The organism is Dactylosporangium sp. CA-052675 (assembly GCF_050947935.1).
Classification (GTDB): domain Bacteria; phylum Actinomycetota; class Actinomycetes; order Mycobacteriales; family Micromonosporaceae; genus Dactylosporangium.
The window spans coordinates 3,007,022-3,027,469 of record NZ_CP192010.1 but is presented as its reverse complement, the minus strand read 5'-3'; the positions used below and the strand labels follow the sequence as shown (position 1 = coordinate 3,027,469).

22 protein-coding genes are annotated in these 20,448 nt (G+C 73.0%); 10 read left to right on the top strand and 12 right to left on the bottom strand.

The window, feature by feature from the left end; translation table 11 throughout:
• Positions 1-5: 5 nt before the first annotated feature.
• The 4 genes from ACQP1P_RS13740 (at position 6) to ACQP1P_RS13725 (ending at position 5,225) form a co-directional block, all read left to right on the top strand.
• On the top strand, positions 6-1,076 hold the full coding sequence (locus ACQP1P_RS13740) for a hypothetical protein (protein ID WP_433086635.1): 1,071 nt from the start codon (positions 6-8) through the stop codon (positions 1,074-1,076).
• 96 nt (positions 1,077-1,172) lie between these two features.
• Complete coding sequence (locus tag ACQP1P_RS13735) at positions 1,173-2,219, top strand: serine/threonine protein phosphatase (protein WP_433086633.1); 1,047 nt, start codon at positions 1,173-1,175, stop codon at positions 2,217-2,219.
• A gap of 10 nt (positions 2,220-2,229) precedes the next feature.
• Positions 2,230-3,099 (top strand): ROK family protein, encoded by an 870-nt coding sequence (locus ACQP1P_RS13730; RefSeq protein WP_433086631.1) that lies wholly within the window; start codon positions 2,230-2,232, stop codon positions 3,097-3,099.
• 77 nt (positions 3,100-3,176) lie between these two features.
• Positions 3,177-5,225, top strand: coding sequence for an alpha-galactosidase (locus tag ACQP1P_RS13725; RefSeq protein WP_433086629.1), 2,049 nt, complete (start codon positions 3,177-3,179; stop codon positions 5,223-5,225).
• Here ACQP1P_RS13725 and ACQP1P_RS13720 read toward each other — a convergent pair.
• The 5 genes from ACQP1P_RS13720 to ACQP1P_RS13700 are packed head-to-tail and all read right to left on the bottom strand — an operon-like array spanning position 5,222 to position 10,205.
• Positions 5,222-6,058, bottom strand: a complete 837-nt coding sequence (locus ACQP1P_RS13720) for a sugar phosphate isomerase/epimerase family protein (RefSeq protein ID WP_433086627.1) — start codon at positions 6,056-6,058, stop codon at positions 5,222-5,224. The two genes, ACQP1P_RS13725 and ACQP1P_RS13720, sit on opposite strands and share 4 nt — an antisense overlap.
• Complete coding sequence (locus tag ACQP1P_RS13715; RefSeq protein WP_433086625.1) at positions 6,055-7,161, bottom strand: Gfo/Idh/MocA family protein; 1,107 nt, start codon at positions 7,159-7,161, stop codon at positions 6,055-6,057. Before ACQP1P_RS13715 ends, ACQP1P_RS13720 begins: the two co-directional genes overlap by 4 nt.
• Positions 7,158-8,015, bottom strand: coding sequence for a carbohydrate ABC transporter permease (locus tag ACQP1P_RS13710; protein WP_433086622.1), 858 nt, complete (start codon positions 8,013-8,015; stop codon positions 7,158-7,160). The genes ACQP1P_RS13715 and ACQP1P_RS13710 overlap by 4 nt, the downstream gene beginning before the upstream one ends.
• A complete protein-coding gene (locus tag ACQP1P_RS13705) occupies positions 8,005-8,877 on the bottom strand; it encodes a carbohydrate ABC transporter permease (protein ID WP_433086620.1) in 873 nt (290 codons plus the stop codon). The genes ACQP1P_RS13710 and ACQP1P_RS13705 overlap by 11 nt, the downstream gene beginning before the upstream one ends.
• A complete protein-coding gene (locus ACQP1P_RS13700) occupies positions 8,874-10,205 on the bottom strand; it encodes an ABC transporter substrate-binding protein (protein ID WP_433086618.1) in 1,332 nt (443 codons plus the stop codon). Before ACQP1P_RS13700 ends, ACQP1P_RS13705 begins: the two co-directional genes overlap by 4 nt.
• Before the next feature lie 145 nt (positions 10,206-10,350).
• Here ACQP1P_RS13700 and ACQP1P_RS13695 point away from each other — a divergent pair, with 145 nt between their 5' ends.
• The gene (locus ACQP1P_RS13695; RefSeq protein ID WP_433086616.1) at positions 10,351-11,391 is read left to right on the top strand and encodes a LacI family DNA-binding transcriptional regulator; all 1,041 of its coding nucleotides are present in this window, start codon (positions 10,351-10,353) and stop codon (positions 11,389-11,391) included.
• Positions 11,392-11,512: 121 nt separating this feature from the next.
• On the opposite strand, the gene ACQP1P_RS13690 is transcribed toward ACQP1P_RS13695, so the two are convergent.
• The 6 genes from ACQP1P_RS13690 to ACQP1P_RS13665 all read right to left on the bottom strand — a co-directional run bounded on the left by ACQP1P_RS13690 (position 11,513) and on the right by ACQP1P_RS13665 (position 15,439).
• Complete coding sequence (locus tag ACQP1P_RS13690; protein ID WP_433086614.1) at positions 11,513-12,352, bottom strand: SAM-dependent methyltransferase; 840 nt, start codon at positions 12,350-12,352, stop codon at positions 11,513-11,515.
• 77 nt (positions 12,353-12,429) lie between these two features.
• The gene (locus ACQP1P_RS13685; RefSeq protein ID WP_433086612.1) at positions 12,430-13,251 is read right to left on the bottom strand and encodes an ABC transporter permease; all 822 of its coding nucleotides are present in this window, start codon (positions 13,249-13,251) and stop codon (positions 12,430-12,432) included.
• Complete coding sequence (locus ACQP1P_RS13680; RefSeq protein ID WP_433086610.1) at positions 13,211-14,002, bottom strand: ABC transporter ATP-binding protein; 792 nt, start codon at positions 14,000-14,002, stop codon at positions 13,211-13,213. The genes ACQP1P_RS13685 and ACQP1P_RS13680 overlap by 41 nt, the downstream gene beginning before the upstream one ends.
• Complete coding sequence (locus tag ACQP1P_RS13675) at positions 13,999-14,454, bottom strand: MarR family transcriptional regulator (RefSeq protein WP_433086608.1); 456 nt, start codon at positions 14,452-14,454, stop codon at positions 13,999-14,001. The genes ACQP1P_RS13680 and ACQP1P_RS13675 overlap by 4 nt, the downstream gene beginning before the upstream one ends.
• Positions 14,455-14,480: 26 nt before the next feature.
• Entirely contained in the window at positions 14,481-15,113 is a 633-nt protein-coding gene (locus ACQP1P_RS13670) for a hypothetical protein (protein WP_433086606.1), read from the bottom strand.
• Entirely contained in the window at positions 15,110-15,439 is a 330-nt protein-coding gene (locus tag ACQP1P_RS13665; protein WP_433086604.1) for a MazG nucleotide pyrophosphohydrolase domain-containing protein, read from the bottom strand. The genes ACQP1P_RS13670 and ACQP1P_RS13665 overlap by 4 nt, the downstream gene beginning before the upstream one ends.
• A 204-nt stretch (positions 15,440-15,643) precedes the next feature.
• Between ACQP1P_RS13665 and ACQP1P_RS13660 the strand changes: the two genes are divergently transcribed.
• From ACQP1P_RS13660 to ACQP1P_RS13650, 3 genes are all read left to right on the top strand, one after another.
• Complete coding sequence (locus ACQP1P_RS13660; protein WP_433086602.1) at positions 15,644-16,459, top strand: HEAT repeat domain-containing protein; 816 nt, start codon at positions 15,644-15,646, stop codon at positions 16,457-16,459.
• Between the two features lie 145 nt (positions 16,460-16,604).
• Positions 16,605-17,708, top strand: coding sequence for a ricin-type beta-trefoil lectin domain protein (locus tag ACQP1P_RS13655; RefSeq protein WP_433086600.1), 1,104 nt, complete (start codon positions 16,605-16,607; stop codon positions 17,706-17,708).
• Positions 17,709-17,797: 89 nt separating this feature from the next.
• Positions 17,798-18,175 (top strand): VOC family protein, encoded by a 378-nt coding sequence (locus tag ACQP1P_RS13650; protein WP_433086598.1) that lies wholly within the window; start codon positions 17,798-17,800, stop codon positions 18,173-18,175.
• Here ACQP1P_RS13650 and ACQP1P_RS13645 read toward each other — a convergent pair.
• Positions 18,127-18,810 (bottom strand): copper homeostasis protein CutC, encoded by a 684-nt coding sequence (locus ACQP1P_RS13645; RefSeq protein ID WP_433086596.1) that lies wholly within the window; start codon positions 18,808-18,810, stop codon positions 18,127-18,129. The two genes, ACQP1P_RS13650 and ACQP1P_RS13645, sit on opposite strands and share 49 nt — an antisense overlap.
• 73 nt (positions 18,811-18,883) lie before the next feature.
• On the opposite strand from ACQP1P_RS13645, the gene ACQP1P_RS13640 reads away from it, so the two are divergent.
• Both ACQP1P_RS13640 and ACQP1P_RS13635 read left to right on the top strand, forming a co-directional pair.
• The gene (locus ACQP1P_RS13640; protein ID WP_433086594.1) at positions 18,884-19,864 is read left to right on the top strand and encodes a fatty acid desaturase family protein; all 981 of its coding nucleotides are present in this window, start codon (positions 18,884-18,886) and stop codon (positions 19,862-19,864) included.
• Positions 19,822-20,403 (top strand): maleylpyruvate isomerase N-terminal domain-containing protein, encoded by a 582-nt coding sequence (locus tag ACQP1P_RS13635; protein WP_433086592.1) that lies wholly within the window; start codon positions 19,822-19,824, stop codon positions 20,401-20,403. Before ACQP1P_RS13640 ends, ACQP1P_RS13635 begins: the two co-directional genes overlap by 43 nt.
• Positions 20,404-20,448 lie beyond the last annotated feature (45 nt).

Here is a 20,448-nt window from a genome sequence, read left to right as displayed (position 1 = left end):
AGGACATGTCACAGAACCAGTACCCGTGCGCCGGCTGCGGCGCCAACGTCGAGTTCGCACCGGGCACCAACGTGCTCAAGTGCCCGTACTGCGGCCACGAGACGGTGCTGCAGACCACGGGCGCACGGGTTCGCGAGCACGACTACCTCTCCTTCACCAGCCTGCCCCGCAAGCCGATCGCGACGCTGGCGAAGCACGTGTTCGTGTGCCGCAACTGCGGCGCGCAGACCGAGAGCGACTCGATCTCGGACCGCTGCCGGTTCTGCAACGCGCCGGTGGTGGCCGAGCTGAGCCCGCAGGACCTGGTGGTGCCCGAGGCCGTGGTGCCCTTCGGGATCGACAAGCGGGCGCTGCGCGAGGCGCTGGGCAAGTGGGCGTCGTCGCGCTGGTTCGCCCCGTCGGGCCTGAAGAAGGTGTCCGAGGCCGAGACGGCCAAGAGCACCTACCTGCCGCACTGGACGTACGACTCCCGCACGATCACGGACTACCAGGGCCAGCGGGGCGAGCACTACTACGTCACCGAGACCTACACCGAGAACGGTGAGACGAAGACCCGGCAGGTGCAGAAGACGCGTTGGTACCACGCCAGCGGCCGGGTCTTCCGGGACTTCGACGACGTGCTGGTGACCGGCACGACCAAGGTGAGCCAGAAGCACCTGGACGCGCTGGAGCCGTGGCCGCTGCCCAACGCGCAGCCGTACCGGCCCGAGTACCTCGCCGGGCACGAGACCCTGCGCTACGACGTCGAGCCGGAGCAGGGCCTCGAGCACGCCAAGGGCAAGATGCGCCCGATCCTGGAGCAGGACTGCCGCGAGGACATCGGCGGCGACGAGCAGCGCGTCGAGCAGATGCACACGCAGTACAACGACGTCACCTTCAAGCTCATGCTGCTGCCGGTGTGGATCGCCTGCTACCTCTACGCCGGCAAGACCTACAACATCCAGGTCAACGGCGTGACGGGCGAGATCGCGGGCGAGCGGCCGTACAGCGCCGCCAAGATCGCCCTCGCCATCCTCGGCGCGCTCGCGGTGATCGCGATCATCATCGCCATCTCGGTGCTGGGCAAGCACAGGTAGGAGCAGGTGCTGGGCAAGCACAGGTAGGAGCATCCGCAGGGGGGCGCGGCCGGCAAACGCCGGCCGCGCCTTTCGCGTGCGTGGCACACTGCGACCATGCTCGATGACCGCGCCGCGCGCTTCGACCGGGTCGCGCCCGCCCTCGCCGCGCTGGGCGACGACGAGCTCGGGAGGCTGGTCGCGAGCGCCGTCCCGCACGGCACCGGGATCGGGGGGCGGACCGCCGGGCTGGACGTCGACGGCGTCGCGGTCTTCGTGAAGCAGGTGCCGCTCACCGCGACCGAGCTGGCCGCGCCGCACGACACCGGGAACCTCTTCGGGCTGCCGGGCTTCTACCAGTACGGCGTGGGCTCGGCCGGCTTCGGAGCCTGGCGGGAGCTCACCGCGCACCGGCTCACCACCGCGTGGGTGCGCTCCGGGCGGCAGCCGAACTTCCCGCTGCTGTACCACTGGCGCGTCCTGCCCCGTCCCGGTCGCGGGCCTGACGACGCCGACGCCGACGCCGACATCGAGGAGCGCACCGCCTACTGGGACGGCAGCCCCGCGGTGCGCCGCCGGCTGGAGGAGCTCGACGCGGCCCCGGCCGCGGTCACGCTGTTCCTGGAGCACATCCCGCACGAGCTCGGCCCGTGGCTGCGCGAGCGCATCGACGGCGGCGACCAGCACGCCGGCGTCGAGGTGGCCGCCCGGCTCGCCGCCGCCGTCTGCGCGATGAACGCGGGCGGGCTGTTGCACTTCGACGCGCACATGGGCAACCTGCTCACCGACGGGCGGCTGGTGTACCTCACCGACTTCGGCCTCGCCCTGCACGCCTCGTTCGCCCGCACCCCCGAGGAGTCCGCGTTCTTCCGCGCGCACGCCGCCTACGACCGCCGCTACCACGCCGGGCACTTCGCGACGTGGCTCGCGTGCGAGCACGGCTGCCCCGGCGACTGGGACCGCGCGCACGACCTGATCGCGCGGGCCGCCGCGGGCACCCTCCCCGCGGAGCTGGACGACGCGCCCCCGGGCAGCCGGGCGGTGATCCTGCGCCACGCGGGCACCGCCGCCGCCATGCACGACTTCTTCACCGGGCTCGCCGGGGTCTCGAAGCACACGCCGTACCCGTACGCGGAGCCGATCATCGCGAACCGGGTGCGATAACGTTTACGCCGTGCAGGACACCGACTCCCCTTCCCCTCCCGTGCGGGTTCTCGAGATCGGTGGGAGCCATGTGACCGCCGGCAGCGTCGAGGTCGCCGGGCACCGCATCCTCGACCGGCAGCGGCACCCGCTCGACCCGGCCCAGGACGCGCTCACGATCGTCGGCGCGCTGGCGGACGCGGCGAAGCGGCTGCTGCCCGGCCCCGGCGACCGCTGGGCGGTGGCGTTCCCGGGCCCGTTCGACTACGCCGCCGGGGTGTCGCTGCACGAGGGCGTGAGCAAGTTCGACCAGCTGCGCGGCGTGAACCTGCGCGAGGCCCTGGCCGCGGCGATCCCGGCCGAGCCGGAGGCGTTCACGTTCGTCAACGACGCCGACGCGTTCCTGCTCGGCGAGTGGGTCGACGGGGCCGCGACCGGGACCCGGCGCTCGGTCGCGATCACCCTGGGCACCGGCATCGGCTCGTCCTGGCTCGCCGACGGGGCCGTGGTCAGCGACGGGCCGGACGTGCCCAAGGACGGCGAGATCCACTTCTGCGACGTCGACGGCGTGAACATCGAGGACCTCGTCTCCGACCGGGCGCTCGTGCGCGGCTACCTGGCCCGCACCGGCGTGACCGTGGACGGCATGCGGGGCCTGGCGGCGCTGGCCCGCGGCGGCGACCAGGACGCCCGCGAGGTCGTCGACACCGCGTTCGGCATCCTCGGCCGGCTGCTCACCGAGTGGCTGGACCGCTTCGGCGCCGAGGTCGTGGTCGTGGGCGGCTCGATGACCGGCGCCTGGGACCTCATCGAGCCGGCGCTGCACCTGCCCGTGCCGGCCCGCCCGGTCGCCGACACCGAACGCTCGGCCCTGCTCGGGGCCGCCTACGCCGGGTCCTGACAAACCGGGCGGTCAGGTGCTACGAACGTCGCATGCCCTTACCGCCCCCGGTTTCCGAAGTCGCACCCGGTGTCTGGGTGCTGCGCACCCCCAACAGCGCCTACGTCCTCGATACCGGCGGCGGTGAGGACGTCCCGCTCGCCGCGCACTGGGGCGCGCCGGTCGACGACGAGGCCGCTGTCGCGCTGGCCGGGGTGCCGCACGACGCGGCCCGGGGCAGCTGGGAGAGCCCCCTCGACGGGCGGGAGGAGTACCCGTCGGACACCGGCCTGCGCTTCACCGAACCCGCCCTCGCCCTGCGCTTCGGCGACGACGGCCGGGCCGTGCGCTGGGTCCTCGCGCGGGCCGAGGCCGACCGCGGGCATCTGCGGCTGCGGTACCGCGAGCTGACCCGCCCCGTCCGCCTCACCCTGCACTACCGGGTCGTTCCCGGCCATGACGTGCTCGAGCGCTGGGCCGAGCTGGACACCGACGTGCCGGTGGAGGTCGTCCGGGCCGACAGCGCCGCCTGGTGCCTGCCCGCCCGCGAGGGTGCGCGCCTGTCGTCGCTGCACGGCCGCTGGGGCGCCGACTCCCGCCTCGAGCGCACCGACCTGCCCGCCGGGACCGTCCGGCTCGGCAGCCGCCGCACCACCACCAGCCCGATGCACAACCCGTGGGTGGCGCTCGACGACGGCACCGCGACCGAGACCCACGGCGAGGTGTGGACCGCGGCCCTCGCCTGGTCCGGCACCTGGCGCGTCGACGTGCAGCGGCTGCCGGTCGGCCGGGTCGTCGTCAACGCCGGCGCCGGGCACGAGCCGCCGGTCGCCCGGCTCGCCGCGGGCGGGCGCTACGAGACGCCGAAGAGCTGCGGCCTCTACAGCGGCGAGGGCTTCGGCGGGGCCAGCCGGGCCTGGCACGCCTACGTGCGCGGCGAGGTCCTCCCGCACGGCGACGAGCTGCGCCCGGTGCTCTACAACTCGTGGGAGGCGACCGGCTTCCTGCTCGACGAGGCCAACCAGATGGCGCTCGCCGAGCGGGCCGCGGCGCTGGGCTGCGAGCTGTTCGTGATGGACGATGGCTGGTTCGGCGCCCGCGTCGCCGACAACGCCGGCCTCGGCGACTGGCTGCCCAACTCGGCCCGCTTCCCCGACGGCCTCGGGCCGCTGATCGCGCGCGTGCACGAGCTCGGCATGGCCTTCGGCATCTGGGTCGAGCCCGAGATGGTCAACCCCGACAGCGACCTGTACCGCGCCCACCCCGACTGGGTCTACGCCTCCGACGGCTACCCGCGGCACGAGCTGCGCCACCAGCTCGTCCTCGACGTCGGCCGGGCGGAGGTGGCGGACTGGCTGCACGACTGGCTCGACCGGCTGCTCACCGAGCACGACATCGCGTTCGTGAAGTGGGACATGAACCGGCCCGTGACCGACCCCGGCCCGTACCGCGACCTGCAGTGGTCCACCCGGCACGCGCGCAACCTCTACGCGGTCCTGGACCGGCTGCGCCGGGAGCACCCCGGGGTCCGGTTCGAGTCGTGCGCCTCCGGCGGCGGCCGCGTCGACCTCGGCATCCTGGCCCGCACCGACCAGGTGTGGCCCAGCGACAACACCGACGCGAGCGACCGGCTGCACATCCAGGAGGGCTTCAGCCAGCTGTACCCGGCGCGGGCGATGACCGCCTGGGTGACCGACGCCCCCAACTTCCTCACCGGCAACCGGCTGCCGCTCAGGTACCGCTTCCACGTGGCCATGGCCGGCGTCCTCGGCGTCGGCGGGGACCTGCCGCGGTGGACCGCCGAGGAGCAGCGGCTCGCGGCGGAGCTCATCGGGCAGTACAAGCGGATCCGCCCGATCGTCCAGCACGGGCGGCTGCACCGCATCCGCTCGCCCCGCGACAGCGACGCCCCCGCCCTGGCCTACGTGTCCGAGGCGGGCGACGAGGCGGCCGTGTTCCAGTTCCTCGACGGGCACCGCTACGGCGCGCCCGCCCCGCCGGCCCGGCTGCCGTTCCTGGCCGCCGGCACCTGGCAGGACGCCGACACCGGCGCCCGCTACCCGGCCGCGTTCCTGGCCGCCCACGGGCTCGACGCCGGCCTGGTGCGCAACCACGACAGCGCCGTCACCCACCTGCGACACACCTAGATGAGCGACCGCACGTAGGCGAGGTTGTCGCGGGTGCGCTCGCGCAGGGGCACGGCGGTGGAGAAGTCCTCGAGGGTGACCCAGCCGTCGTACCCGTGCTCGCGCAGGGCCCGCAGGTAGGCGCCGACGTCGGCCTGGCCCTCGCGGAGGGTGGCCCAGTCCGCCTTCCACGTGACGGTACCGTCGGGCGCGGTCGACACCGCCCGCCAGGCGACGTTCTTCACGTGCACGTGCTGCAGGTAGGGGCCGAGCAGCTGGAACGCGGCCCGGTGGTCCTCGTGGCCCTCGATGACGAGGTTGCCGAGGTCGTGGATCACGCCGACGGCGGCCGGGTCGAGCCCGTCGACGAGCCGCAGCGCGGCCGAGGCGGACGCGGCGATCGTCTCGTGGTGCAGCTCGACGAGCACGGTGACGCCGAGCCGGGCCGCCTCCGCGGTCGCCCACTCGAGGTCCTTGCGCGCCCCGGCGAACAGGTCCGGGTAGTCGCCGGTCTTCAGCAGCGGCATGGTGACCCGGACGCGGCCGGCGCCGAGCGTGGCGGTGGCCGCGAGGAGCCGGGCCACGTCGTCGCGCTCGAAGCTGCGCGCGTAGCCGCCGAGGCCCGAGTACGCCAGGCCGGCGCCGCGCGTGACGGCCTGGATGTCGGCGAGGCGGTCCTCGAGCCCGGTGAGCGGCCAGGTGGCCCGGTTGCCGGCCCAGAAGCCGGGCTCGTCGGTCTCCTCCTGGTCGGTGATCCGCCACTCGATGCCGTCCCAGCCCTGCGCGGCCAGCTCGGCCGCGGCCTCCTGCGGGGTCCAGTCGGGCGTCGAGGCGGTGAAGACCGAGAACTTCACTGGTGTGCTCCCTTGGTGTCGGGCTGGACGTCGTCGTGGGCGCCGTCGAGGACCTCGTCGAAGGACACGGGCCGGCCCAGGGCGGCGGAGACGTAGACGGCCCGCACCAGGCCGAGGGCGAGCAGCCCGTCCTGAATCCGTACGCCCGGGTCGCGGCCGGTCTCGATGGCCTCGACGATGTCCTCGTACTGGCGCAGGTGCCCGGTCACGAAGCCGTCCGGGGCCTTCGCGGCGCCGTAGAGGTCGGCCGCGGGGACCAGATCGGCGGCCCCCAGCCCGGGATCGCCGGCGGTGTGGAAGGACTCGAGCTGGTCGTCGTGCAGGACCGCGGAGCCCTCGGTGCCGTGCAGCGCGAGGCGGACCGGCAGCCCCGGCCAGGCGCCGGTGGTCGCGTGCAGGACCGCGAGCGCGCCGGAGGCGAAGCGGATCGTGGCCGCGGCGAGGTCCTCGACCTCGATGCGCTCGTGGCAGACGAGGGCCGTCTGCGCGTAGACCTCGGCGGGGCGCCCGAGCAGGGCCAGCATCTGGTCGACGAGGTGGATGCCCTGGTTGGCCAGGGCCCCGCCGCCGTCGAACGCCCAGGTGCCGCGCCAGTCGGCGGAGTCGTAGTACGCCTGGTCGCGCCACCAGGGCATCGACACGACGGCGGAGGTGATCCGGCCCAGCCGCCCGGCCCGGACGGCGCCGAGCAGCGCGGCGGTCGCGGGGTCGAAGCGGTGCTGGCTGACCACGGAGGCGACCAGCCCGCGGCCGGCCGCCGCCTCGGCCACCTTCGCGAACGCGCGCGCCTTGGCCAGGTCGGTGTCGAGGGGCTTCTCGACGAGCAGGTGCGCCCCGGCCGCCAGGGTCTGCTCGGCGGCGGCGATGTGCAGGCCGCTGGGCGTACAGATGGAGACGAGATCGATGTCGTGGGCGGCCAGGGCCTCGGCGAGCGTCAGGTGGACCGACGGGTGCGGGTCGAGCTTCGCGGCCAGGGCCTCGGCGACCTCGATCCGCGCGTCGACCAGGGCGGCCACGGTGAGCCGCGGATGGCGGGCGATCGCCTCGGCGTGGTTGGCGCCGATGATGCCGCTGCCGACGATCGCCACATTCAGCTGTGTCATTTCACTCCCCCGGCCGTGAGGCCGCCTACCAGGAACCGTTGGAACGCGAGATACAACACGACCACGGGCAGCGCGCACACCAGCGCGGAGGCCATCAGCTGCCCGTACAGCGGGATCGCCCCGCCCTCCTGGGTCGCCCCGAACACCTGCAGCGCGACAGCGGCCGTGCGGGTGTCGGCGTTGGTGATGACGGAGGCGAACAGCACGTCGTTCCAGCCGAGCAGGAACGCGAAGATGGCCGAGACGACGAGCCCCGGCCAGCTGAGCGGGATCACGATCGAGCGCAGGATCCGCCAGGAGGAGGCGCCGTCGAGCCGGGCCGCCTCGTCCAGCTCGTGCGGCAGGCCGCGCAGGTACGTCACCATCACCCAGGTGGAGAACGGCAGCGCGAACGTGAGGTAGGTGACGAACAGCGCCCAGCGGGTGCCGATGACGTCGATGCTGAGGATGCGGGCCAGGTTCGCGAAGAGCACGAACACCGGCAGCAGCATCAGCGTGCCCGGGATGCTCTGCAGGGCGAGCAGCCCGCGCAGGATCAGCCCGCGGCCGAAGAACGTGAAGCGCACGAGCACGTAGGCGGTCGCGACCGAGACGAGGGCCGAGACGACCGCGACGGAGCCGGCCACGAGGACGCTGTTGAGCAGGCCGTCGCCGAGCTCGACGGTGTCCCAGATCTCGGCGTAGTTGCCGGGGTGGAAGGCGCTGGGCCAGAAGTCGCCGCGGGCGACGGCGAGGTCGTCGTTGACGCTGGCGAAGAGCATGTAGAGCACCGGGGCCAGCGTCGCGGCGAGGAGCCCGGCGATGACCAGGAGCTGCAGCCAGCGGGGCAGGAGCCGTTGCACGTCAGTCTTCATCGCGGTTCAGCCTCACCGCTCGCAGGTACACCGACAGCGGGATGGCCACGAGCACCAGGGACAGCACCGCCATCGCCGCGCTGAGGCCGAACTTGAAGTTCTGGAAGCTCTCCACGTAGGTGAGCACGGGCAGCACCTCGACGTCGTGCGGGGCGGGGACGCCGAAGAGGACGTACGGCAGGGTGAAGCTGTTGAGCGTGTGCAGGAACTCGATCACCATGCCGAGCCCGAGCACGCCCCGCAGCTGCGGCAGCACGATCCTCGTCAGCTTCGCTCGGTAGCCGGCGCCGTCCAGCGCCGCGGCCTCGTGCACGTCGTCGGGGATGCCCTGCAGGCCGGACAGCGCCAGCAGGTACAGCAGCGGCCACGAGGTCCAGATCTGCACCAGCACGAGCGCCCAGTAGCTGCGCGGGCCGTTGAGCCACAGGTAGTCGGCGCCCAGCAGGTTCCCCGCGGGGCCGTTGGGCTGCAGGATGGTGCGCCACACCGTGCCGACGACGAAGGCGGGCAGCACGTACGGGATCAGGAAGGCGGAGCGGACCAGCGCCCGGCCCGGGAAGCGCTGCTGGGTGGCCAGGGCGGCGGCCAGGCCCAGCGGCACGGCGGCGATCGTCACGATGACCGCGTAGCCCACCGTGACCCAGATCGCGTGCGGCAGGGCGGTCTCGGTCCAGGCCTCGCGGTAGTTGTCCAGCCAGATGTTCGGCGCGTCCGTCCACTGCCGCAGCGTGTACTGGTTCAGGTCCAGGGTGGACACCAGCAGCGCGACCGCCAGCGGCACCAGGATGACCAGGACCATGAGCACGCCGCCCGGCGCCAGCATCCACAGTGGACGCTGACGCCGGGAGACGGCCTTGCTCACTTTGCTTCGTCCACGGCGCTCTGGGCGTCCTTCTGGGCCGCGGTGACGAGGGACTTCAGCTTGCCGTCGTCCACCTTGCCGGCCTTGAGGTCGGGGATGGACTGCACGACGACGTTGAGCAGGGCCAGCTGCACCTTGCTCCAGCCGCCGTTGAACGGCGTGCCGGCCGACTTCGACGACGAGTCCACGATCGCCGCGAGGGCCGGGTCCGCCTGCAGCTCCTTGGCCGCGGCCGCGTTCGTGGGCAGCTCGCCGAAGGTCTTGTAGTACGACTTCTGCTGCTCGGCGCTGGTGAGCAGCTTGACCAGGGCGAGGGCGAGGTCCTTGTTCTTGGAGTACTTCGCCACGACCAGGTTGTCGCCGGAGAGGATGCTGGTCGCGGCCACGCCGTTGCCGGGCCTGGTCGTGGCGCCGGGCGGGATCGTGGGCATGACGGCGTACGCGTACTTGCCCGCGACCTGCGACTTGTCCAGCGTCACCTTGGACGTGGCCGAGACCATCGGCAGGAACGCGGCCTTGCCCGCGCCGAACTCGGCGATGGCCTGGGCGTTCTTCCAGCCGACGGCGGCCGGGTCGACGACCTTGTCGGCGGCGAGCCAGCCGAGGTAGGTCTGGTAGGCCTTGACCGTCGCCGGGTCGTCCAGCGACGCCTTCTTGCCGGCCACGAGCGGGTTGCCGGCCTGCACGGACATCGCCCAGATGAACTTCCACGGGTCGAAACCGTCGGCGTAGGCGACCGCCATGCCGTAGGTGCCGCCGCTCGTGAGCTGCTTGGCCTGCTCGCGCAGCCCGTCCCAGCTGTCGGCGGGCTTGTCGATGCCGGCGGCCTTGAGCAGCTCGGTGTTGTACGCCATCACGAACGGGCGGCTCGTGAACGGGATGCCGACCTGGTGCTGCGCGTCCGGGCCGGAGATCCCCAGCGACGCCTGCACGAAGCCGTCCTTGCCGCCCACCTTCTGCCAGTCGGCGTCGGTGAGCTCGAGGAACGCCCCGGTCGCGTACGCCGTCGGGGTGAAGGTCGTGCCCAGGGAGTACACATCGGGGCCCTGACCGGACACGACGCTCGTCTGGATCTTCGTGAGCTCGTCGTTGGCGGAGGCGAACGTCTCGAACTTGACCTCGGCGCCGGTCTGGGCCTTGAACGCGGCGCCGGTGTCGGTGAACCACTGCTTCTGTTGCTGCGGGTAGATGGTGTTGGCCTGCACCAACACGTTGATCGTCTTGCCGGCGCCGTCCAGCTTGCCGTCGCCGGTCGCGGTGTCCTTGCTGTCGTTGCCGCACGCCGCGAGCAGGACGGCCGCGGCCAGTCCGGCGGACATGAGCTTCATGCGATTCATGGGGGGTGTCCACTCCTCGTCGCTTGCTATGGGGGCGTTATTTCGAGTGGCGGATCGATGGTTGCGGACGCTATCAACGCTGCTGAAGGGGTGGCAATCGTTTGCCATCTTTTGCCAAATCTGCTTCGCTGTCGGCATGCCCCGCCCCTCCGGCCGCGACCGCCCCGTGACGATCAACGACATCGCCGCGGCGGCGGGGGTCGCCGCGTCCACGGTCTCGCGCGCCCTCAACAACCCCGGCCGGGTGAACGCCGTGACGCGGGAGCGCATCGAGGCCGCGGCCCGCGAGCTGCGCTACGTCCCCAGCTCCCCCGCGCGTGCCCTGTCCTCGGGCCGCACGCGCGCCATCGCGGTGCTCGTCTCCGACGTGACCAACCCGTTCTACTTCGGCGTGATCCGCGGCACCCAGCAGCAGCTCAAGGCGGCCGGCTACGCCCAGCTGCTGATCGACACCGAGGACTCCGGCGAGCTGGAGGCCGAGATGCTGCACAAGATGCGCCGCTCGCTGGACGGCGCGATCCTGGCCGCGTCGCGCCTGCCGGACCGCGAGCTGGCCCGCCTGGCCGGCGAGATCCCGCTGGTGACGATCAACCGCAACGTGCGCGGCGTCCCGAGCGCGATCATCGACACCCCGGCGGGCATCGGCCAGGCGGCGGAGCACCTGCTCTCCCTGGGCCACCGGGACATCGCCTACGTCTCGGGCCCGCAGCGCTCGTGGCCCAACGAGGCCCGCTGGCACGCCATGCGCGAGGTGGCGGCGCGCCACCGCCTGACCTTCACGCGGGTCGGCCCGTTCCCGTCGGGCCGCGGCTCGGGCCCGGCCGCGGCGGACGCGGTCCTGAACACCGGCGCGACGGCGTGCATCGTCTTCAACGACCTGCTGGCGATCGGCATCCTGCAGCGCCTGCGCGAGCGGCACGTGCGCGTGCCCGAGGACCTCAGCGTGGTCGGCTGCGACGACATCTTCGGCGCGGACTTCTGCCATCCGCCGCTGACCACGCTGACGGCGCCGATCGAGCAGGCCGGGCGGGTGGCGGTGTCGATGCTCCTGTCGCGCCTCGACCGGACCTCGGCCCCTTCGCCGACCACTCGCCAGCAGGTGATGCTGCCGGTGCACCTGACCGTGCGCGGCTCAACCGGCCCGGCCGCCGTCAGCGCCCGGCGTGCGGGGCACTGACGGACGTTCAGCGCCCGGCGTGCGCGGCACTGACCGACGTTCAGCGCCCGGCGTGCGCGGCACTGACGGACGTTCAGCGCCCGCCGTGCGGGGGACTGACGGGCGCCGGATCGTCTCGGAGCTACGGCTTGCGGGCGACCACGCCGTACATGGCCGTGTCGACCAGCGGGGGCCGGTCCTCCTCCGGGACGGGGTTGCGCCAGCCCGTCACCGGCACGATGCCCGGCTCCACGATCTGCAGACCCGTGAAGAACTGCGCCACCTCGTCCAGGCTGCGCGGCATGGCGTCGACCTTCAGGCGGCCCGCCTTGATCTCGCGCAGCGCGTAGTCGCGCGCGGCCGGGTCGTTGAGGTCCGCGGTGCCGTGGGTCATCACCACGTAGCTGCCCGACGGCAGCGCGTCGACCAGGGACCGCACGATCTCGTAGGGCTTGTCCTCGTCGAACAGGAAGTGCACGATCGCGATCAGCATCAGGGCGACCGGCTGGTCGAGGTCGAGGGTCTTGCGCAGGCTCTCGTCGCCGAGAATGGTGGCCGGGTCGCGCAGGTCCGCGTCGATGTAGGCCGTGCGGCCCTCCGGCGTGCTCGTCAGCAGCGCCCGGGCATGGGTCAGCACGATCGGGTCGTTGTCGACGTAGACGATCCGCGAGTCCGGGGCGACGCTCTGCGCGACCTCGTGGGTGTTGTTCGCGGTCGGGATGCCGGTGCCGATGTCGAGGAACTGCCGGATGTTCGCCTCGCCGGCCAGGTAGCGCACCGCGCGCTGCAGGAAGGCGCGGTTCTCCAGGGCGGTGGTGCGGATCGCCGGGTAGACGCGCGCGATCGCCTCGCCGGACTCGCGGTCGGCGGCGAAGTTGTCCTTGCCGCCCAGCCAGTAGTTGTACCGCCGGGCGGGGTGCGCCGTGGTCGTGTCGATCCGGTCCGACCAGCCGGCCTGCTCGTCGCCGACGCCATCTGCCATGAGTACGCATCGTAGGCCATCACCGGCTCGCGGTCACAGCGCGTCGAGATCACCCTTTTATGACACGGGGGCAAATGTCAACGAGTCAGGCGCCCGAGGATCGCCGAGGCCACGAACACCGCGACCGCCACCGCGCCGACCAGCACGCCGAAGTCCAGCAGGAGGTGCGCGGGAGTGCCGATGAGCAGGCCCCGCAGCGCGTCGACCTCGTAGCTCAGCGGGTTCACGTGGTTGAGCACCCGCAGCCAGCCGGGCATCGCCGAGACCGGGTAGAGGGCGTTCGACGCGAAGAACAGGGGCATCATGATCGCCTGGCCGATGCCCATCATCCGGTCCCGCTTCAGCACCAGGCCCGCCAGGACGATCGACAGGCAGCAGAAGAACGCCGAGCCGAGCAGCAGCACCACCGCTGTGGCGAGCAGCTTCAGCGGGTTGCCGGTCAGGGACACGCCCAGGATCGCGGCCAGCACGAGCACCACCACGGCCTGCACGAGCGCGCGGATCCCGGCCGCGAACGCCTTGCCCGTGACCAGGGCGGCCCGCGGCGTCGGGGTCACCATGAGCTTGGCCAGGACGCCGGCGTCGCGCTCCCAGATGATGTGGATGCCGTAGAAGATCGACACGAACAGCGCCGACTGGGCCAGGATGCCCGGGGCGAGGAAGTCGAGATACGGCAGCCCGCCCGTGGGGATGGCCCGCAGGTGGGTGAACGTCTGGCCGAAGATGATCAGCCACAGGGCGGGCTGGATGGCCCGGGTGATCACCTCGGTGCGGTCGCGGCGCAGCTTCTGCAGCTCGACCAGGCACATCGCGGCGATCCGGGTCGCGAGGACCCGCACCGGATTCGTGCGCCCGGCCTCAGCCGAGACGGCGTGCGGTGCGGCGAGTCGCACGGACATCGCTGAACCCCCCTGCGTCCAGATCATCCCCGGTGTACTGCCGGAAAACGTCGTCCAGCGAGTCCCCGTCGGCGGAGGCGATGAGCTGCGCGGGCGAGCCGAGCGCCCGGATCCGGCCGCGGTGCATGAGCGCAACCCGGTCGCAGTACTCCTCGGCCTCCTCCATGTAGTGCGTGGTCACGAGCACGGTCATGCCGGTCTCGGCCCGCACCTCGGTGATGCGCTCCCACACGCCGGCCCGGGCGACGGGGTCGAGGCCGATCGTGGGCTCGTCGAGCACGAGCAGCCGCGGCGCGCTGACGAGGGCCTGGGCGAGCTCGAGGCGGCGGATCATGCCGCCGGAGTAGGTGCCGGCCGGGCGGTCCGCCGCCTCGGCCAGGCCCATCGCCTCGATCGCGGCGTCGGCGCGGGCCCGGCGCTCGGCTCGCGGCACGTCGAACAGCCGCGCGAACAGGGCGACGTTCTCGCGCCCGCTGAGCGCCGCGTCGGCCGAGAGCGCCTGCGGGACGTAGCCGATGAGCCGCCGCACCGCCATCCGGTTGCGGCGCACGTCGAGCCCGAAGACCTCGGCGCGGCCCGCCTGCGGGGGCAGCAGCGTGGTGAGCACCCGGATCGTGGTCGTCTTGCCGGCGCCGTTGGGGCCGAGGAGCCCGAAGATCTCGCTGGGCTGGACGCTCAGCGAGAGGTCGTCGACGGCCAGGGTCTCCTTGAAGCGGTGCCGCAGTCCCTCGATCTCAACGGCCGGGTTCATGCGCGCTCCCCCTGCTCGGCGAGGACGGATGCCAGGCGGCTCAGGGCCGGGACCGCCGCCGCCAGGGCCAGCCGCTCGTCCTCGTCGAGGGCGTCCAGCGCCGCGGCGAGCAGCGAGATCCGCGCCTCGCGCCAGGCGTTGAGCCGCTCGGCCGCGGCGTCGGTGAGGAAGAGCCGCACCGAGCGGCGGTCGGCGGGGTCCTGCTCGCGGCGCAGCAGCCCGGCCTCGGTGAGGTGGTTGACCTGGGTGCTGACCGAGTTGCCGGCGAGGTGCAGCTGCGCGGCCGCGGCCGAGACGCCGGTGCCCGGCGCGGACTCGACCAGCCGCAGCAGCTCGACCTGGCTGCCGGTCAGCGCGGGGACCGTGAGCCCGGCCCGCAGGCGCCGGCGCAGCACCCGGCGCACGCCGTTGAGCTGCGACGCCAGCGCATCGGCCAGCCCTTCGTGATCCACCCCGGAAATATACCTCGTTAGCAGAGCTAATCGAAACTCCGGGCCAGGTCGAGCTCGTACCGGTCGCCGGTGCGCTCGAACCCGAGGCGCGAGTAGTACGGGGCGACCATCCCGGGCGGGGTGAGCACGCGCCGGAAGCCGTGCGCGGTGAGCTGCCCGCTCTGGCGGAAGACGAACTCGCCCGGCGACAGATCGCGGTACCGCCGCGTCACGTAGTCCAGCTCGACCTGCGCGACCTCGGGGTCCTGCGGCGACGGGCGCAGCATGAGGACCCCGACGATCTCGTCGGCGTTGAGGGTGAGGAAGGCGAGGCGGTGCCCGTCGTCGTCGAAGCGGAAGTCGGGGTTGAAGCGGGCGATGTCGGCCCAGTGCACGCGCAGCACGTGGGCCAGGAAGTTGTCGTCGGTCGCGACCTGCACCACCTGGTAGGTGCGCTCGTCGTGGCGGGTGCGCAGCAGGGAGTACAGCTGCCAGACGTTGATCACCGCGAGCGTGAGGTTCAGGCCGACCATCGGCCAGACCCGGACCCCGGCGTTGTAGCCGATCAGGACCAGCGAGCCGACCAGGTTGAACAGCCGCAGCCGCAGCAGGCGCCGCTGCAGCAGGGACCACACGAGCAGGGCCGAGCCCGCCCAGCCGACGATCTCCAGCCAGTTCATCGCTCCTCCCGCCAGCCGCGGGTGTACACCACGCCGAGCTTCTGCCCCACCGCCCGCTCGAGGTCGATGCCCATCGTGTGCGCGGTCACGAAGGCGGTGATGACCACGTCCGCGAGCTCGGCCTCGACGTCCTCGCGGGAGCCGGTGCGGCGGGCCATCCCGTAGTGCCGCCGGACGGCGCCGACGAACTCGCCGGCCTCCTCGGCGAGCGCGAGGGCCTGGCGCAGGTGCGGTGCCTCGGTGAACCCGGCGTCGATCAGGCGCGCGGCGACGTCGCCGGCGACGGCCGGCAGCTCCGAGAGGGTGAAGGGGCGGGTGTTGTCCACACCGCACAGCATGCCGGAGCTGCCCCGCCCCCGGCCCGACCGGCTCGCCGACCGGCTCACCGACCGGCTCACCGACCGGCCGCGGGCGGCGCCCGGACGCCCGGACGGCGGCCCGGACGCCCGGACGGCGGCCCGGACGCCCGGACGGCGGCCCGGACGCCCGGACGGCGGCCCGGAGGGCCGCGACGGCATAAGATCGCTCGAATGACCGCGACTGTCCTGCGCGACGGTGACCTCGACACCCGCGAGGAGCACCTCTACCGGCTCCTGGAGCGGGCGCACGACTTCGGCGACCCGGCCGCGGTCGCCGCGCTGCACGCGCTCGTGCGCGACTACGCCGCCTACCACCGCTCGCTGTACACCCGGGCCATGAACCACGCCGACGTGATCGCCGCGCACACCCCGCCCGGCGCACTGCGGGAGCCGCTGCTCGCGGCGCTGGACGACACCCGGTACAACTGCCAGGCCTGGGCGGCCATGGGCTGCGCGGCGATGGGGGTGCGCGAGGCCGTGCCGGCGCTGGTCGGCCTGCTCGACCACCCGCAGTGGAAGGTCGTGGAGGAGGCGCTGCGGGCCCTGGGCCGGCTCGGCGACGCGTCCACCGTGCCCGCGCTGCGCCCGCTGCTCGGCGACGGCGTCGACTGGGTGCGGCTGCGGGCCGCGGAGGCCCTCGCGGACATCGGCGGCCCGGAGGCCCTCGACGCGCTGTGGCACGAGTTCGAGCACCGCCGCTTCCCGCGGATCGGCCACATCGCCAGCGCGCTGGCCGCCTTCGCCCCGCAGGTCGTGCCGCGGCTGATCGCGGCCGCGGACGACCCGGACCCGAACCGCCGCTACTGGGCCGCGGTGGCGCTGGGCTCCACCGGCGACGAGCGGGTCGCGGCGACCCTGCAGCGGCTGCAGGCCGAGGACCGCGGCACCACGGTGTTCGACGGCGAGGTGCGGGCCGCGGCGAAGAAGGCGCTGCGCACGCTGCGGCGCATCCAGGCCGCCATCGCCGCCCGGGAAGCCGGGCAGTGACCCCGACGCGGCGCGGGCCCTCCTGCCGCCCGAGCAGCTATTGACACATATCTGTCAATAAGGTTTCCTATCCGCAACCTTCGGCTCACCAACACGTCCGCAACGTGCCGTTGGGAGACCCGTCAGTCTTCCTAGGAGCCTGCTCGTGAAGCGGTACCGCCTGCCCCTCATCGCCCTCGCGGCCGTCGTGCTCTCGTTCACCGCGACGACCGCGTACGCCCTCGCCCAGACGAACAGGGCCGCGCTCGCCGCCGGCCCGACCGCGAGCCAGCTGCTGGCCCGCACCCAGACCTGCAACCAGGTGTCCAACGGCAAGTACGCCACCGACGACGGCGGCGCGGCCACGGTCGCGATCTGCAAGAGCGGCTCGGCCTACTTCTGGACCGCCGACATGGACATCGACTGCGACGGCATCGGCACGTCGCGCTGCAACGCCTCGACGGACCCGTGGTACCAGGCCCAGACCTCGTTCACCACGTCGAACGGCTCGTACTTCACCTCGGACGTCACGCGCTACTACGTGATCCCGCTGCCGAGCTCGCGCTTCGACTACGGCGCGAACGGCATCCGGCCCGGGGCCGTGGCCGCGGTCGTCTACAACAACCAGGTCGCGTACGCGGTCTTCGCCGACGAGGGCCCGGACAACATCATCGGCGAGGGCTCCTACGCCCTGGCCACCGCGCTCGGCATCGACCCGAACCCGGCCACCGGCGGCACCGCCGGCCCGGTGACGTTCATCGTCTTCCCCTCCTCGGTGCCCAGCCCCGTGGAGAGCAACACCGCGATCGACAGCACCGGCTCCTCGGCCGCGAACGCGTGGCTGGGCACGTCGCCGACCGGCGGCCCGACGACGCCGACCACGGGCCCGACGGGCACCGCGGGCCAGATCGTCGGCTACGGCGGCAAGTGCGTGGACGTCGCCGGTGCGAGCTCCGCCAACGGTACGGCGGTGCAGCTCTACGACTGCAACGGCAGCAGCGCCCAGAAGTGGACCCGCGCCTCGGACGGCACCCTGCGGGCGCTGGGCAAGTGCATGGACGTGACGGCGGCGGGCACCGCGAACGGGACGAAGGTGCAGCTGTACGACTGCAACGGCACCAACGCCCAGAAGTGGACGCGCACGGGCCAGACGCTGGTCAACGTGGGCTCGGGCAAGTGCCTGGACGCGACCGGCCCCAGCTCGGCCAACGGCACCCGGCTGCAGATCTGGACCTGCGGCGGCGGCGCCAACCAGAACTGGTCCCTCTGACCTGTCCGGTTCGAGCTCCTCTCTTCGTCGCCCGGTAGGAAGGCACCTCGTTGCCTGACAGGAGACACCATCGAGGAGAGGAGCTCGACATGGGTCTGCCCGTGGTCCACTTCGAGATCAGCGGCATCGAGCCCGGCAAGCTGCGCGACTACTACGCCGGGCTGTTCCAGTGGCGCTTCAACCCGCCCGGGAACGCGGCCACCACGACCGTCGCGCCGGACGGCAACTACCACTTCGTCGAGGAGGACTCGGCCGGGATCAACGGCGGGGTCTGCGGCGGCGACGGGTACCCGCGGCGCGTCCTGTTCTACGTCGGGGTGCCCGACGTCGAGCAGGCCCTGGCCCGGGCCGAGAGCCTCGGCGGGAAGCGCATCATGGGGCCGGAGCCGGCCTCCGGGTCGTTCACCGTCGGGCACTTTCAGGACCCGGAGGGCAACGTGCTCGGGGTCGCCGGGCCCAGCGCCTGACGCAGCCGCTCGACGAGTCGCTGCGAGACGGGGGCGGCCCAGCGGCCGCCGGGTCGTACCGCGGTGCCCGAGTGGAACGCACGGACTCCGGCCTGTCGAAGCGCGGGGATGTGCGACGCCCGCAGGCCGCCCCCGGCCAGCAGCAGGCCTCGACGCATCGGCGCGTCGGCCAGGAGGCCGGGCAGTCCCGCGTCCATCCCGTCCGGCCCGCCGGCCGTCAGCACCGAGGTCAGGCCGGGCAGGCCGTCCAGCGCGCGCCAGGCCGCGGCCCGGTCGGCGGCGTGGTCGATGGCCCGGTGGAACGTCCACGGGGAGCCGTCCAGCAGCGCGTCGAGCGCCGCCCGGTCCACCGCCCCGCCGGCGTCGAGGAAGCCGAGCACGAACTCGGCCGCCCCGGCCGCGCGCAGCCGCCGGAGGGTGGTTCGCAGCGACGGTACGTCGGCCGCGAACCCCGGCGTCGTGCGCAGCATCACCCGGACGGGGATCGACACCGCGGCCCGCACCGCCTCGACCGTCGCCGGGGCGGGGCTGAGCCCGTCGGCGGCCATGTCGCTGACCAGCTCGACGCGGTCCGCCCCGCCGTCCTGGGCGGCCCGGGCGTCGGCGGCGTCCAGGGCGATGATCTCCAGCAGCACCCGGCCATGGTGCCACCCAAGTCTTCGTGAGGCGGACACTCGGCCGTTTCCTTGGCCGAGTTAGCGTGCGCACATGGTTCGCCGTCAGTCTGTGCTGGCGATCGCGCTGGTGGGGACCGCGCTCGCCGCCCTGCTGCTGCAACTCGCCGTGCTCCCCCTGGTGCTCCTGCCGCTCGACGCGCGCTGGGCCTGGCTGCTCGTCCCGCTCGCGCTCACCACGATCCCGCTGTGGTCGCTCATCCACGAGGCCATCCACGGCACGCTGCTGCGGAACCGGGCCTGGAACGACCGCCTCGGCCGCCTGCTCGCGGTCGGCTACGGCGGCCCGTTCACGCTGCTCAAGGCCGGCCACCTGCTGCACCACCGCTACAGCCGCACCCAGCGCGAGCGCACCGAGGTCTACGATCCCGCCAAATCCTCGTGGCTGACGGCGGCGCGGACGTACTACCCGCGGCTGCTCGGCGGCCTGTACGTGGTCGAGCTCCTGTCGGTGCTGCTCGTCCTCCTGCCGCGCCCGGGCTGGCGGCTGCTGGTGCGCCGGACCGACTCCCTGGACTCGGTGACCGGCCTGCTCTTCGAGCGGGTCGCGCGCCGCGACAACCTGCGCCGGTTCCGCGTGGAGGCGATCGCGGTCATCGTGACGTACACCGGCTCGTCCCTGGCCTGGGGCGGGCACTGCTGGATGCTGTGGAGCGCGGTCGGCGCCCGGGCCCTGATCGTGTCCCTGGCCGACAACGCGTACCACTACCGCACCCGCCTGGAGCGCCCCCTCGACGCGATGAACCTGGCCCTGCCGCGGCCCCTGGAGTACTTCGTGCTCGCGTTCAACCTGCACAACGTGCACCACCGCCACCCCGGCCTGCGCTGGCACGAGCTGCGCGCCGCCTTCGTGGCCGACCGGGACGAGATCCATCTGGGCTGGTTCACGGCGGTGGCCCGCCAGTTCCGCGGCCCGATCCCGCTGACCGCGGACGAGGTGCGCCCGCTGCCGGCCGCCGATACGGTGCCCTCATGGACAGCGCAGATGTCCGGCGCGCCCTCGACGAGTCCCTGACCCTGCTGCGCGGGCCCGCCACGACGCCGGCGGCCTGGTCGGCCCCGGCGGGCGTGCTGGAGTGGACGTGCCTGGCCACGGCCGAGCACATCGCACACGACCTGACCGCGTACGCGACCCAGCTCGCGGCCCGGGCCGAGTCCGCCTACCTCCCCCTGGACCTGGTCGTCCGCCCCGGCACCGACCCCCGCACGGTCCTGCGGATCATGGCCTCGTGCGCCCGCCTGCTGACCCTGGAGCTCGACGCGGCGGGCCCGGACGCGACCGCCTGGCACTGGGGCCCGACCGACCGGACGGGCTTCGCGGCGATGGGGGTGAACGAGATCCTGGTGCACACCTGGGACATCGCCCAGGGCCTCGGCCTGAGCTGGACCCCTCCCCCGGACCTGGCGGCGGCGGTGCTGACCCGGCTGTTCCCGCACGTCCCGCCGCCGGTGGACCCCGACGCGGGCCGGGCCCTGCTGTGGGCGACGGGCCGGATCGCGCTGGAGCACCACCCGCGCCGCGACTCCTGGACCGTGCGGGCCGCCCGCCCCTGATCCGGGCCATCGACGGCCGTTGCGGGCCGTTGCGACACTGTGAGG

What these genes read in the sequence shown, in the direction of transcription:
- ACQP1P_RS13695 (WP_433086616.1), top strand. Translation starts at nt 10,351, where the DNA reads ATGCCCCGCCCCTCCGGCCGCGACCGCCCCGTGACGATCAACGACATC.
- ACQP1P_RS13640 (WP_433086594.1), top strand. Translation starts at nt 18,884, where the DNA reads ATGGTTCGCCGTCAGTCTGTGCTGGCGATCGCGCTGGTGGGGACCGCG.
- ACQP1P_RS13635 (WP_433086592.1), top strand. Translation starts at nt 19,822, where the DNA reads ATGGACAGCGCAGATGTCCGGCGCGCCCTCGACGAGTCCCTGACCCTG.
- ACQP1P_RS13735 (WP_433086633.1), top strand. Translation starts at nt 1,173, where the DNA reads ATGCTCGATGACCGCGCCGCGCGCTTCGACCGGGTCGCGCCCGCCCTC.
- ACQP1P_RS13740 (WP_433086635.1), top strand. Translation starts at nt 6, where the DNA reads ATGTCACAGAACCAGTACCCGTGCGCCGGCTGCGGCGCCAACGTCGAG.
- ACQP1P_RS13700 (WP_433086618.1), bottom strand. Translation starts at nt 10,205, where the DNA reads ATGAAGCTCATGTCCGCCGGACTGGCCGCGGCCGTCCTGCTCGCGGCG.
- ACQP1P_RS13650 (WP_433086598.1), top strand. Translation starts at nt 17,798, where the DNA reads ATGGGTCTGCCCGTGGTCCACTTCGAGATCAGCGGCATCGAGCCCGGC.
- ACQP1P_RS13660 (WP_433086602.1), top strand. Translation starts at nt 15,644, where the DNA reads ATGACCGCGACTGTCCTGCGCGACGGTGACCTCGACACCCGCGAGGAG.
- ACQP1P_RS13710 (WP_433086622.1), bottom strand. Translation starts at nt 8,015, where the DNA reads ATGAAGACTGACGTGCAACGGCTCCTGCCCCGCTGGCTGCAGCTCCTG.
- ACQP1P_RS13680 (WP_433086610.1), bottom strand. Translation starts at nt 14,002, where the DNA reads ATGAACCCGGCCGTTGAGATCGAGGGACTGCGGCACCGCTTCAAGGAG.
- ACQP1P_RS13670 (WP_433086606.1), bottom strand. Translation starts at nt 15,113, where the DNA reads ATGAACTGGCTGGAGATCGTCGGCTGGGCGGGCTCGGCCCTGCTCGTG.
- ACQP1P_RS13690 (WP_433086614.1), bottom strand. Translation starts at nt 12,352, where the DNA reads ATGGCAGATGGCGTCGGCGACGAGCAGGCCGGCTGGTCGGACCGGATC.
- ACQP1P_RS13715 (WP_433086625.1), bottom strand. Translation starts at nt 7,161, where the DNA reads ATGACACAGCTGAATGTGGCGATCGTCGGCAGCGGCATCATCGGCGCC.
- ACQP1P_RS13685 (WP_433086612.1), bottom strand. Translation starts at nt 13,251, where the DNA reads ATGTCCGTGCGACTCGCCGCACCGCACGCCGTCTCGGCTGAGGCCGGG.